The sequence below is a fragment of the Methanohalophilus sp. RSK genome (assembly GCF_003722075.1).
GTDB lineage: Archaea > Halobacteriota > Methanosarcinia > Methanosarcinales > Methanosarcinaceae > Methanohalophilus.
On the sequence record NZ_RDSK01000015.1, the window covers coordinates 22915 to 36760 of the forward strand.

A 13846-nucleotide genomic window follows, 5' to 3' on the forward strand; every position below is an offset into this window, starting at 1 on the left:
ATGGAAGAAAAAGTTATAAAGAAACCGGATTCCCTCTACGATGAATTCACACGCAAGGGTGGAGCTGCTCCGAATGCCACTCATTACTGCCCGGGTTGTGGGCATGGCATCCTCCACAAACTTATTGCTGAAGCCATAGACGATCTTGAGATACAGAAACGCTCAGTTATGATCAGCCCTGTGGGATGTGCTGTTTTCGCCTATTACTATTTCAATTGTGGCAATCTCCAGGTAGCCCATGGCAGGGCACCTGCAGTAGGAACTGGCATATCCAGATCGGAAGGAGATGCAGTTGTTATTTCCTATCAGGGTGACGGTGACCTGGCCTCTATAGGCATGAACGAAACAATCCAGGCTGCCAACCGCGGGGAAAAGATGGCGGTTTTCTTCGTCAACAATACCGTATACGGAATGACCGGCGGACAGATGGCACCTACCACACTCATCGGCGAAAAAACAGTAACATGTCCCACAGGAAGGAATCCCCGATTTGCAGGATATCCCCTGCATATGTGCGAATTGCTCAATAACTTGGAGGGGCCTGTCTTTATTGAAAGAGTATCGGTGTCAGACATCCCCCATATCCGCAAGGCCAAAAAAGCAGTCAAAAGGGCTCTTAAGATCCAGAAGGAAGGCAGAGGTTATGCATTTGTGGAAGTACTTGCTGCCTGTCCGACAAACCTGAAACAAAATGCCGAGCAGAGTACTAAATTCATTAATGAAGAAATGGAGAAAGAATTCCCTCTGGGTAACCTCAGGGATCTGGCTGAAGAAAGGGAGCCCCTTCCATCTCCAGAAAGTGACTTTTCAAAGGAAAGTATCGATCATATTTACAAAATCGACGATTCCGCATCCCCTGATGCTTTGGAAGATCCTGAATTTACACGTGTACTTGCCAAAATTGCAGGGTTTGGAGGGCAGGGTGTACTCAGTATGGGCCTGATCCTGACCCGTGCAGGATGTCGTGCCAAACGATTCACTTCCTGGTATCCATCCTACGGTCCTGAGCAGAGAGGAGGTACATCCAACTGTTCAGTGGTTATTTCAGGAGAGGAAATCGGCTCCCCTATAGTGTATGAATCGGATATCCTGGTGGCCATGAACCTGCCGTCGCTGGAAAAATTTGCCTCTGATGTCAAACAGGGCGGAGTCATCCTTTATGATGCCACCATAGGTAACTTTGAGGCACCTGACGGTGTGAGGGCTATCAAGGTGCCCGCCACCCAGATTGCAAAGGAGGGTGGCTCTGAAAGGGCTGCCAATACTGCCATAATAGGTGTATTGATGCAGCTTGGGGTAACAGGTCTTGATGTTGAGGACTATATGGAAGCCATTGAGGAGACTTTTGCAGCAAAGCAGAAACTCATACCCCTCAATCAGCAGATATTGAAAGAAGGAGCCAAATGGGCTTCTGAGAACCTCTGATATTGCACATGGAAATTAGATCAGCCCTTCCACGACCCATTGATTTGGATTATCCGGACAACCGGATAATCATTTATCTTTCTACTGTGATATTTATTGCATCAATCTCATACCAGATTCTTTCTATATAATACAGAAAATCAAATGAGGGGGAATTGGTATCAATTATCCAATAAAAATAATCAGGAATATCCTCACATCCATTCTGGTATTTTTGGCAATAGGGGTTATGGTAACTGAATTTTTTGCAGATACGATTTATTTTTCTCTTTTTCTGGGAATACCTGCAGGTTTGGTTGCAGCAATCATAGTTCTGGTATACCTTCAAATAAAACATACCTGAGGAGAATAGAATTGGTCGAAATACGCTGGACAAAGGGGCTTGATGGTTTTGATGAAGTTTATCAGGTACGCAAAGAAGTATTCATCGGTGAACAGGATGTCCCTGAAGAACTTGAAATCGATGAGATTGATCCGATCGCCACACACATAACACTTTTTGAAAACAATATACCAGTTGCAACCGGCAGGCTTTTTGGAAAAAATGATAAATATTACATAGGCAGGGTATGTGTACTTTCCAATTCCAGAGGCGGGGGATTTGGGAGATTGGTAATGAAAGAATTGATCAATAAAGGAAAACATGAAGGCGCAATTGAGATTCACCTAAGTTCCCAGATCCAGGCTATGGATTTTTACAGAAAATCTGGCTTCTGCGAATATGGGGAAATCCATTATGATGCAGGAATTACCCATATGTGGATGCGCATGTGTGTGGCATAATAATCAAAATAACAACTAATAAATAATATTGGAAATATACAATGTGCCACATGAATTTTCGATTATTGTTTTTAATAGGTATTATCTTTTTATTGATTCCATTGGCGAGTGCGGGGCAAAATCCAGAGCATATGCAGAATCATAGTGACTGGATATTGCTCAGGAATTCCCATATAAATACAGATGAAGCAAGTTCTTCTCTCCAGACTCAATCAGTCACCTCTTTTGAAAAAGGATATTATATAGTTCAATTTAAGGGAATCATACAACCAGAATGGCAAGATGAAATCCAAAATGTCAGTGAAATTTATGGTTATATCCCTGAAAATGCTTATGTTCTCTATCTTAATGATACAAAAACCAGTCGCATAAAAGCACTTCCCTATTTCAAATGGATGGGTGAAGTAAAGCCTGAATATAAAATTGAACCCGGATTAAGGAATACAAAGGGAAATATCACGCTCAATATCAAATTTTACAGAACATATAACTCCCTAAATACAACGGATAAGATCAAAAAAATGGGAGAAATTGTACTATCCGATAATTCCAGATTTTTGCAAATAAATATTAATTCCTCACTCATTGATTCTATTGCTGCTTTAGAAAATGTTGAATGGATAGAAAAGAACCATAAACCTGTCCTATTAAACAATGTGGCCTCCAAAATAATGAATGTAACACCCATTCACCAAAACTATAGCCTGAACGGATCAGGACAGATAATAGGAATCGCAGACACCGGATTGGACACCGGGTATAACAATGAGTCAATGCATGATGATATAGAGGGACGTATCATCAATATCTCCTCGTGGGGAGATGAAAATGCCTCAGATACCCATGGTCATGGTACCCATGTTGCAGGTTCAGCACTGGGCAATGGTTCCCTGTCCGGAGGAAAATATAGCGGTACAGCCCCTGCAGCAAATTTGGTTTTTCAGGCATTTGGAGATGGAAACGGTGGCCTCCATCAAGACATAAGTCTATTTGAACTACTCAGTTTTGCCTATACCAAAGACGCAAGAATTCACAGTAACAGCTGGGGAAGTCCAGACAACTCCTATACGACTGACTCAGAAGTTGCAGATGAATTCATGTGGAACCATACAGACATGTTGATATTGTTTGCCGCTGGAAATGATGGTGAAAATGGAAACTACACTATAGGTTCGCCTGCCACTGCCAAAAATATTCTCGCAATTGGTGCCACGGAAAATCTGAGGCCTGAAAAAGGTCCAGGAGGGGATGATCCAGATGAAATAGCTTATTTCAGTAGCCGGGGACCCACAGCCGATGGAAGGATCAAGCCCGACCTTGTGGCCCCTGGAACCTGGATTATTTCCACCCGTTCAAGCGAAGCCGTCTATAAATCCATATTGGATGAAAATTATGCCTACATGGGTGGTACCAGCATGGCAACTCCTCTTGCTGCCGGCACAGCTGCCCTTGTCAGGCAATATTACAATGATACGGAAAATCTGTCCATAAACCCCTCTGCTGCATTGATCAAGGCAACCTTGATCAATGGCGCTGATGATCTTGGTTACAATCGAACAACACAGGGATGGGGACGGATCAATCTCACTGCGTCTCTTTTTCCACCAGCACCTGCTGAGGTGACATATTATGACAATATATCCCTGAATACCGGTGAAACATGGCAGACAGAACAATATGTCAGATCAAACCAGACACCCCTTAAGGCAACTCTTGTGTGGACAGATTATCCAGGCGCCATTGGTGCAGCTTCGGCACTTGTGAATAATCTCGATTTTACTATTATGACTCCCAATGGTACTGTCCTGTATGGAAATGGTGGTGAAGGAGCAGACCAAATCAACAATGTTGAACAAGTTCTGATAAAATCCCCTGAAAAAGGCACCTATAGGGTACGTGTCAATGGTACGAGTGTCAATCAAGGCCCTCAAGCATTTTCACTAGTTTTTTCCGCAATTATTGATAGTACAGCTCCGAAAAGTGTCAGCAACCTTAGTGAGACTGCAGATGGTATTACATGGATCAACTGGACCTGGACAAATCCGGATGATACTGATTTCAATCACACCATGATATATCTTGATGGTGAATTAAAGGAAAATATATCCAATGAATTCTACAATGCTACTGGCCTGTACCCAAGCACCACCTACGAAATCGCCACCCAAACGGTTGATGTGAATGGTAACATCAACACAACCTGGCAGAATGATACTGCAACCACAAATGAAGACACCATTTTTCCTGTGATTTACTCCGCATCCCTGAACAATTATACCCCGGCTATTGATGAAACGGTCACCTTGAATGTCAACGCCACTGATGCAGAGAGTGGCATAGAAAATGTCACCGCCTTTATGGACGGAATATCACCGTCAATACCCCTGGATTACAACACCACCTCCGGAAACTATACTGCTACCTTCAATGCTGAGTATGGCCAGCACAGTGTAAATATTTCTGTGACAGATAATGCCTCCAACACTCGCTGGGATAACAGTACTTCCTATGAAGGAAAAGATGTCACTCCCCCTGCTATCGCTTCGGTAATTCTGGATAATTACATCCTTGACATTGAAGAAGACATTGCCTTGAAAGTCAATGTCAGCGACAACATCGGTATAATGAATGTCACCGCTTACAACGGTTCAATATCTTCTCCTGTAGAACTTACATTGGATGCCAACAGCAACTATATCGGTACACTAATCGCAAAAGCAGATCTCAATACAGTAAATGTCTCAGCTACCGATACCTCCGGTAACACTGTTTGGTATAACGATACTTTTTATATTGCAGGAGATAATAAAACACCCGTTATCAGGAATGTAAGCATTGATGATACTACTCCTTTTGTTGGCGATCCTGTAATAATAAAGGTCAACACAAGTGATAACATTGGAATCCTGAATGTCAATGCCTACAACGGTTCGATGTCTTCTCCTATAGAACTTACATTGGATACAGACGGCAACTATACCGGCACACTAGTCGCAAATTCTGGAATCAATACCGTAAATATTTAGGCTGCTGATGCTTCTGGCAATACAGCCTGGAATAATTCTACCATCTACGTAGGTCAGGACAAGCCAGGTGATCCCAATAACGAAAAAGGAAGTAGTGGAGGAGGCGGAGGTTCTGCAACCGGTGGGGATTATGAAAACATAAAATTCAAGGATTTTTCCATAAGATCAGTCAAAGCCGAAATGCCCATCATATATAATTTCGAAGAAAAAGGAAATCCTGTTGGCCGTATTGAACTTATATCATCTAGAAATAACGGCCAGGTCAAATTAATCATCGAAATTCTGAAAAACACTTCCACACTAACAAACAAGCCACCAAGTGATACAGTATACATGAATCTCAATATTTGGGCAGGCAGTAGTGGATTTGAAAATCACGTCAGGAATTCTTCAGTAACTTTCAAGGTGGAAAAATATTGGATCACACAAGAGGATATCGACATAGAGAACATTCGTCTGGAAGTCTTTGAAGATGGTCAATGGATTGCACTGCCAACAGAATATATCGATCAGGTTGGTAATTATGTACATTTCAAAACTGCTACCGATAAATATCTCAATTCACCATTTGTAATTGCAGGAAGCAAAAAGATATTAAAATCAAATGCCAAAAATGAAAATGAGATTGCTGAATCTAATAACTTGAATACACAAAAAACAGACATAAATGAAAGCATCAATACTGTATCAGAAGAAGCAGAGAAGAATGCATTGGGTTCAGAAAAAATAATGGACAAAATGCTTCCTGCATGGATTCTGATAATAGCGTTTATTGTAAGAAGAAAATTGGTATAAAGGGTAGAACTCCTTCATTTATATAAGATCATATGTCTTTGCGACTATTCTGGTCATAGATCATACTCTCAACACGTTTGCGATCAGAGATATCGTAGAACAACACCAAAGTACCCAGTAGTTTACCTGCTTCATTACGAATGGGAGAACCAATTACATCTACAGGAATCTGGGTTTTGTTTTTAGTAACAAGCACTGTATGACTTCCAAGGCCGTAAAACATACCTTCCTTCATGACTTTCTGGATCGGGTCATCTGCCTTTTCACCAGGAACTTCATTCTCAACTACAAAAACTTCTGACAAAGGCAAACCAATTGCTTCATCCTGATCCCAACCGGTTAGAGCCTCTGCAAATGGGTTAATGAATTTGACCAGGCCTTCTTCATCTGTTGCAATTACTGCATCCCCGATACTATTGAGCACAGCAGTAAGCCATTTCTTACTTTCTTTGAGCCTGCGTTCCATTTCATATTTGTATAATGCAATTTCTATGTTGGTACGCAATTCGGACTCTTCAAATGGCTTGAGGATATAACCAAAAGGCTCCGTGAGTTTGGCCCTTCGCATTATATTGTCATCGGCATAAGCCGTAATATAGACTAAAGGAATATCATAATTGATTTTTATGAAATGGGCAGCTTCTACGCCATCCATCCCATCTTTGAGCATTATGTCCATGAGTATAAGATCCGGCAGGTCATCCTCACAGGATTTTAGTATGTCCAGTCCTTCACTACCACTGTAAGCAGGAATAATGTCATAATCATTCAAAAGATAAGCCGTAAGTAATTCGACATTATCAGGCTCATCATCGACTACAAGAATTTTTGTCCTTATCCCCTCATCTGTCATATTGACACCTGGTTATTATAGTTCCATCTGAACAGTATTTATCAAGTAAGATTTGAAAAACCTTTGGTATTTGATTATTGTATATACATAGTTAGAGAGGGTTATATATAATGATTACTGATTAAAATCAGCAGTCAGCCTATTACATTCATATCAGATACCCATATTGAAGGGGTAATAATACTACCAACCATCCGGACATCATCTCCGGCACCTTTCACATTCCTGAGCAACTCAAAAATATTGCCGGACACCATAAGTGACTTGATCGGTTTTTCTATCTGGCCATCCTTGATCACAAAAGCATTGCGGCCTTCCACTGAAAAATCCCCGGATATCGGGTTTGCAGTATGTGCACCGATTACATTTGTAACAAATACTCCCTCTTTAATCTCAGAAATTATGTCAGATGCTGGATGGTCAAAGACAACGTTGCGGGTGCCAACCCCTGGCGTGGAAGTATATGAGCCTCTGACAGCATTGCCGGTACTGGACCGTTCTTCCTTACCAGCAGTATAGGAGTCATAGATGTAAGACTTGAGTAAGCCATCTTTGATTATCCCGGTGGATTGTGAAGGAGTGCCCTCATCATCAGAAACCGAAGATGCAATACCTCCATTCAGGATACCGTCATCCGTTACTGTAAGACCTCGGGCTGCAATATCCGTGTTCAATTTTCCCGTTAGGCTGGATCTGCCTTTCTGTATATTATCCGCTTCTATTGAAGATAAGAATGAAGATTCCATTATGTCCGAAAAGGCAAAGGGATGAAATACGACATCCTTCTGTCCACTTTCCACAGAAACACCATTTTTGCAGGAATTGGCCAGGTTTGCGGCTTCTTTCCCGATCCCATAAAAATCAATATCCATATCCCGGGATATACGGAAATCGTATGCTGTAGATGGGATATCGGACGTTGTGATCACATCAATAAAACCCGATACTGCAGTGCCCTTTTCCTCAACTTCAACACCATTAGTGTTCATGATAAGCTGGTTGGAAATCATACGAGAAAAAGAACCTGAAGGAGCTATTATATCGCTAAACGAACAAACACCATCAATCATTTCCTTTGTCAGGGAGATGCAATCTTCAAGCTCAAGTTCATTGACTTTCTTACTGAAAATGCCATTTATTTCAGGATATTTACCATTGGAAGGCAGGTTTTTCCAATCTCCATCTGAATCGCGTATCTTGGCCATTGCAATCGCACTTTTCACAGTTTCCTCAAGCCGATTGAAAATGTTAGTACTTGCAAATCCCACTGCACCATCTTTAACAACCCTTACCCCCAATCCCTGGCTTTGTTGATTCCTGGCACTTTCAATAAGGTTGCGACGGACACTTGCAGAAGTCACTTGATTTGCTGAGAGGAAGACCTCAGCCTCATCTGCTCCATATTTATTGGCAAATTCAAGGACTTTGTTGCTAATATCGTAATTCTGCATTACTGGACACCTCCCACAAGGGCATCTGAAATAAGAAGATGGGGAGAGCCATCTGATACCGGAACTGCCTGACCGCTTTTTCCACATCTACCCGAATGCATTTTAAGATCATTTCCTACCAGTAAAACATTTTTCAGGATTTCCAGAGTATTACCAGACAGGGAGACATCACGCACAAGGTCTCCGATTTCCCCGTTTTCCACAATATAACCTTTTTCTGCATTGAACTGGAAGATTCCTTCACCTGTATTAACCTGTCCTCCACGGGTACCCGCAAGGTATATTCCGTCACCCAGTTCTTCCAGCATTTCATCAAGATTTGAATTTCCGTTGTCAACATATGTATTACTCATTCTGACAACAGGTGCAGAGTACCCCTGACTGCGACTGTTACCTGATGTACCACCAAGTTTACCTGCGGTTTCTCTGGAATGCAGATAGGAGTTCAATACTCCATCCTTAATAATATCTGTTTTATGAGATTGCATTCCTTCTGCATCAAAGGGATAGTAACCGAATTTATGAAGGGTAGGGTCATCTATGATATTGACAAGTGGTGAAGCGATTTCTTCACCGATTCTATCTGCCAGAATTGAACTTCCTTCCAGCACCAGATCGGCTTCTGAAGCATGCCCAACGGCTTCATGGGCAAATACCCCGGCAAGTTCCGGGTCAAGAATTACAGGACCTTTGCCTCCTTTTGCCTGACGGGCACCCAGCAAATCCACAGCTGTTTTTCCGGCAGATTGTGCCTTTTCCAGAATTCCAGGATCACGGAACATTTCATAACCACATACGTCAAAGTTGCTTTCTCTTCCTACCTGATAGGATGCACCGTCTGAAGCAATAGCTGAAATTGCAAATCCTACTCTGGTAAGTTCATATTCGCAATCCGCACCTTCAGAATTTGTATAATGAACCTTTAAGGTAGATTCAGAGTATGATGCGGATGTACTGCTGATTCCCTTGCATGAAGCATTATTGGAAAGGTCTTTTAACAACTCAACCTTTTCTTCAACCGGAACATCCCGGGGATTTTCCTTTATAGACGGCAAATTGTCGACATTGGGTTCACAGTAAGATGCAAGAGTAACTTTTTCTCCTGGACTGTGCTTATTCACATCAGAAGCCAACTCTCTAGCTGTTTTTATTGCAGCATCAATACCATCGACCCCTTCAGATGAAGTATAACCCCACGAACCGTCACAAAGGGCACGTACCCCACAACCATTTCCATAATTTGTGTTTATGTCCTCTATTTTCCCGTTGTCGAGAAGGATAGAAGTTGATTCACCCTCTACCCACCTCACATCATGAAATTCTGATTCTCTCATTTACTGGATTCCCTTTAAATATTGTTTAACCTGGCACGGATTCGGGAATTTCCAGATCAACTTTCATATCTGTCAACTCCTTGAGTTTTTCCCGGATTCCTTCCTTTTTGGTGCCCACAAGACTGTGCTCTATAACTTCGGATATTGTTTTGACAGGAATTATTTCAACCTGATCCTTGTAAGATTCTTCAATCAATACATCATCCTTATTGGTCCAGGGTATAATAATTTTTTTAATTCCACTCTGGGCTGCGGCTTCAATCTTGTAGGTTACACCACCCACCGGTAATACATCGCCCCTTACAGAAAGGGAACCTGTCATCGCAACACTCTGATCAATAGGTATACCTTCAAGTGCCGAAATTACGGCCGTTGCAATGGACACAGAAGCACTGTCTCCCTCAACTCCTTCATAGGTACCGACAAACTGGATGTGAATATCCCGATTCATTATATTCTTGCCTGTAACCTTTTTGATCACAGCTGACACATTGAGGACCGCTTCCTTGGCAATATCCTTGAGCATACCGGTGGCAATTACTTTACCTTCAGCATGTGATTGCGGAGGGGTTACTTCTGCCATTATAGGCAAGACTATTCCAGAATCTCCACCCATCACAGCAAGGCCATTGACCTTACCTACAGCAGAACCCTTCTTGGAAAACAACTGGTAATCTTTTCTCCTTTCCAGATAACTGTCAGCAAGCTGTTGTTCTATGGAGCGTGCCATTTTCTTGGCTGCAAGTACATGTTTTGCAGAGGTGATCTTTGTACCCTCAGCATGTGCAATATCCCCTGCTACTCTCACAAGACCTCCAAGATCACGCAATTTCAAAGTTAGATGGCCTTTTCTTCCGGCCCGCCTGCGAGCTTCCTGAATGACTTCATCAACTGCGGACTGATCAAAGTCGGGTATATGGCCGTCCCGCTTAACTTCCTGTGCCACGAACCGAACAAGATGCTTGCGGTTATTAGCATTGTCTTCCATGGAGTCACGCATGTAGAGCTCATATCCATAACCCTTTATACGTGACCTGAGTGCAGGATGCATTTTTTCCACAGCATCCAGGTTACCTGCAGCTACCATTATAAAGTCACATGGAACCGGTTCTGTTTTCACAAGGGCACCTGAACTGCGCTCTGACTGACCTGTAATCGGATATTCTTTCTCCTGGATTGCCGTAAGCAGGCTCTGCTGGGATTCGATCCTGAGAGTGTTGATCTCATCAATGAAGAGTACGCCTTTGTGGGACTTGTGAATATCCCCACTCTCTACCCTGTCATGAGACGGGGTTTCCAGTCCTCCTGACTGGAATGGGTCATGCCTGACATCCCCAAGGAGAGCGCCTGCATGGGTACCGGTGGCATCAATATAGGGAGCATTGTCCCGTTCATAGTTTGAAACCAGCATCTTTGGGATCATCATTTCTTCTTTTGGCATAAATTGCCTGCTAAGAATTAGCATCATTATAGCTGCAATGATACCCCAGAGAAGTTGACCCACATAAAAAGAATACATCACAATACCAAAAATAAGGAACATCATCAACATGTTCCTTGATTGGGATTTCTTTCTGGCCTCCATTTTATGAGCCATAACAATCTCCCTGCCCTTTCCGGCAGGAACGGTACGGATACGTGGATTGTTGTTGTCTTCAACATTGGGATATGCAAGGATATCCTGCAGTTCCTCCTTTGGAAGCAATTCAGCCATTGCCTTTGCAAGCATGGATTTACCGGTACCAGGAGTACCGATCATCATAACATGTCTCCTCTGACTTGCAGCTTTTCTGACAACCTCCACCGCATGATCCTGACCAATGATCTGGTCGATCAATAGTTTAGGCACTTCGATGGAACTGGTGGTGTCAAATGATTCTCCCAATTCCTCATCTTTAGAAGCCATTTCTTCCGTCATAGTTTACTCACGTTTAAATCAATATTGAACTACTCCACACTTACGCATGGAGATTCCTACGAGTTGTTATGTCATTCATTGGATGTATTTGGGATACATCAAATGTCGATAACCCTGTTTGTCGTAGATTATGAGCAAAATGCTCATAGCCTGTCCAAGTGGCATTTTGTGATAGGTAACGTATCATGATATTGATAGCACTGTTTCTATCTCTATCAATAACGTTACCACAATCACATGTCATATCACGTCTATATAATGGCATATTATGTTTACCTATACGTTCTGCTTTATAGGTGAGAAATTCGATGAAACGTGATAAATAACCGTTGTTTTGTGTAGAACGCTATAAATAATTTATCCTATTATATTATTACAGCACGGCTTTCATCCCCCACCTTACGGAGGGGGGACTTCTCGCCTGTTTAGTGAAATAAACTCATTCCTGATAAATATATTTAACCGTCCAACCTGTCCTTTTCGGGAAAAAATGCCTGACATATGTGACAATTATATTTATTCATTTCCAGACACATAACATAATTACAATAAACATAAAGTGCAGGGCTTTAGTTAAAGGGAAGAAACACTCTATATATAAAGACTTGTATATTAACCAGCGGTGTACCAATGGAAAGGCTATCTACAGGAATTCAGGGTCTTGACAAAAAGATTGGTGAGGGATATCCGGGGAAAAAAGGAATTCTTATCACCGGTGCTCCCGGATCAGGTAAAACTATTTTCGCAATGCACGCAATAAACCAGGCATGTGAAGATGGAAAAAAATCTGTGATAATGGCAACAGAAGAGACTGAAGAAGACATTATCGAACAGGCAAAGATGTTTGGTTTTGCTTTCAAGGAATATATAAAAAGTGGTTTACTTGAAGTTGTAAAAATACTGGAAATGAGAAGTCGGAGCGTAACTAAGGCTGCTGAAATGATAGATGGATTGAGTTTTAAACAGATTGACCTCATAAACATGTCTGAACTGATACCTTATGATGCCGAAGTAATAGTAATGGACAATATCGGAGTTTTCGCAGTTGGTTTAACACCACGTGAATTTCGTGACCAGTTTGACACATTGAATCTTTTACTTTCACAAAAGGATGTTACAACGCTTTTTGTGATGGATGAAGCTGCGCACCAAATGACCCATGAGGTTGCAGATTACTCGACTTTTGGAAACATCAAGTTATTGGTTAAGGAAAATCCCTACACAGGGAAAATGGAACGTTTTATTTTCATACCAAAGATGAGAAATACAGCCATTTCCCTTGACCCCGTTCCGTTTGATATTACATCAAAAGGCATAGACATAAAAGGCAAGAAAGACAATTGATAGCGCTTTTTGCTAAAAAGACTTATTAATCAAGTATCCCAACCAGGACACAGGAAATATGGAAAGCGAAATCACACCTAATATACTCATAGTGGATGACGAAACACAGAATCTGGATTTAATGGAAGCATACCTCTCCCACTTATACGAACTTACCCTGGCTGAAAGTGGAGAAGAATGCCTTCAAAAAGTGAAAGAAAAAGACATAGACCTTATTCTTCTGGACATTATGATGCCGGGAATGAGTGGCTATGATGTTGCTGAAACTTTAAAAGAATCGGAAACTACACGCCATATACCGATTATTATGGTAACTGCACTCTCTGAGAAAGAGGACCACATTAAAGGTATTGAAGTTGGTGCAGATGATTTTCTTACAAAACCTGTAAACCGGGTGGAACTTCTAACCCGTATTAAATCATTGTTGCGCATCAAAAGTCTCCATGATGAGCTGGTGGCTGAAAAAGAACATCTTAAAATGCAAAACCGCATTCGAAAAGTTTTGACCTCAATTATTCCCTCCCTACTTAGTAGTGTGCCACCTGAACAGAAGAAAATAATTATTCGTCAAATGGTTGATATGGTAGAAAATATTGTGCGTAATTCATGCACTGGTTCTGAGAGGGAAACTACAGATTCACAAGATGTGGCCCAAATTTGCTGTGGGGCCATGAATCAACTGGGGGCCAGTTATTTTGTGGACGGTGGCAGTGACAAAAATGGATGTTCAATCATAAAAGCACACAAGTGCCCCTGGGGAGAAGAAAGTAAAATAAACCCCATAATGTGCAACCTCACTGCCGGAGTTTTCTCAAAGATGGTTAACGGAGTCACCGACGGCGAAGTTATCGTAGATAAAACAATGGGAAATGGGGACGACTACTGTTGTTTTCATATTTGTATAGAAGAAGAATGAG

The 13846-nt window shown here is 41.8% G+C and carries 10 protein-coding genes; 6 read left to right on the top strand and 4 right to left on the bottom strand.

The window, feature by feature from the left end; genetic code table 11:
• The 4 genes from EFE42_RS08140 to EFE42_RS08155 all read left to right on the top strand — a co-directional run bounded on the left by EFE42_RS08140 (position 1) and on the right by EFE42_RS08155 (position 6029).
• Positions 1–1425, top strand: a complete 1425-nt coding sequence (locus tag EFE42_RS08140) for a 2-oxoacid:acceptor oxidoreductase family protein (protein ID WP_123136776.1) — start codon at positions 1–3, stop codon at positions 1423–1425.
• A gap of 354 nt (positions 1426–1779) precedes the next feature.
• Positions 1780–2208: a GNAT family N-acetyltransferase gene (locus EFE42_RS08145; RefSeq protein WP_158599211.1), complete on the top strand. Its 429-nt coding sequence runs from the start codon at positions 1780–1782 to the stop codon at positions 2206–2208.
• A gap of 131 nt (positions 2209–2339) precedes the next feature.
• Entirely contained in the window at positions 2340–5234 is a 2895-nt protein-coding gene (locus tag EFE42_RS08150) for a S8 family serine peptidase (RefSeq protein WP_158599212.1), read from the top strand.
• 138 nt (positions 5235–5372) lie between these two features.
• Positions 5373–6029: a PGF-pre-PGF domain-containing protein gene (locus EFE42_RS08155; protein ID WP_255419076.1), complete on the top strand. Its 657-nt coding sequence runs from the start codon at positions 5373–5375 to the stop codon at positions 6027–6029.
• Positions 6030–6057: 28 nt separating this feature from the next.
• On the opposite strand, the gene EFE42_RS08160 is transcribed toward EFE42_RS08155, so the two are convergent.
• The 4 genes from EFE42_RS08160 to lonB form a co-directional block, all read right to left on the bottom strand.
• Positions 6058–6882, bottom strand: coding sequence for a response regulator (locus EFE42_RS08160; RefSeq protein ID WP_123136780.1), 825 nt, complete (start codon positions 6880–6882; stop codon positions 6058–6060).
• Between the two features lie 134 nt (positions 6883–7016).
• Positions 7017–8333: a TldD/PmbA family protein gene (locus EFE42_RS08165; RefSeq protein ID WP_123136781.1), complete on the bottom strand. Its 1317-nt coding sequence runs from the start codon at positions 8331–8333 to the stop codon at positions 7017–7019.
• On the bottom strand, positions 8333–9667 hold the full coding sequence (locus EFE42_RS08170; protein ID WP_123136782.1) for a TldD/PmbA family protein: 1335 nt from the start codon (positions 9665–9667) through the stop codon (positions 8333–8335). Before EFE42_RS08170 ends, EFE42_RS08165 begins: the two co-directional genes overlap by 1 nt.
• 25 nt (positions 9668–9692) lie before the next feature.
• The gene (gene lonB, locus EFE42_RS08175; protein WP_233564785.1) at positions 9693–11585 is read right to left on the bottom strand and encodes an ATP-dependent protease LonB; all 1893 of its coding nucleotides are present in this window, start codon (positions 11583–11585) and stop codon (positions 9693–9695) included.
• 630 nt (positions 11586–12215) lie between these two features.
• Here lonB and EFE42_RS08185 point away from each other — a divergent pair.
• Positions 12216–12929 carry an ATPase domain-containing protein gene (locus EFE42_RS08185; RefSeq protein WP_123136783.1) on the top strand — a complete coding sequence of 238 codons (714 nt, stop codon included), beginning with the start codon at positions 12216–12218 and terminating at the stop codon, positions 12927–12929.
• 58 nt (positions 12930–12987) lie between these two features.
• Positions 12988–13845 carry a methanogen output domain 1-containing protein gene (locus EFE42_RS08190; protein WP_123136784.1) on the top strand — a complete coding sequence of 286 codons (858 nt, stop codon included), beginning with the start codon at positions 12988–12990 and terminating at the stop codon, positions 13843–13845.
• Position 13846 lies beyond the last annotated feature (1 nt).

Excerpts from the sequence above, each read along its gene's own strand:
- EFE42_RS08185 (WP_123136783.1), top strand. The coding sequence starts at position 12,216 with ATGGAAAGGCTATCTACAGGAATTCAGGGTCTTGACAAAAAGATTGGT.
- EFE42_RS08150 (WP_158599212.1), top strand. The coding sequence starts at position 2,340 with ATGCAGAATCATAGTGACTGGATATTGCTCAGGAATTCCCATATAAAT.
- EFE42_RS08170 (WP_123136782.1), bottom strand. The coding sequence starts at position 9,667 with ATGAGAGAATCAGAATTTCATGATGTGAGGTGGGTAGAGGGTGAATCA.
- EFE42_RS08140 (WP_123136776.1), top strand. The coding sequence starts at position 1 with ATGGAAGAAAAAGTTATAAAGAAACCGGATTCCCTCTACGATGAATTC.
- EFE42_RS08190 (WP_123136784.1), top strand. The coding sequence starts at position 12,988 with ATGGAAAGCGAAATCACACCTAATATACTCATAGTGGATGACGAAACA.
- EFE42_RS08165 (WP_123136781.1), bottom strand. The coding sequence starts at position 8,333 with ATGCAGAATTACGATATTAGCAACAAAGTCCTTGAATTTGCCAATAAA.
- lonB (WP_233564785.1), bottom strand. The coding sequence starts at position 11,585 with ATGACGGAAGAAATGGCTTCTAAAGATGAGGAATTGGGAGAATCATTT.
- EFE42_RS08160 (WP_123136780.1), bottom strand. The coding sequence starts at position 6,882 with ATGACAGATGAGGGGATAAGGACAAAAATTCTTGTAGTCGATGATGAG.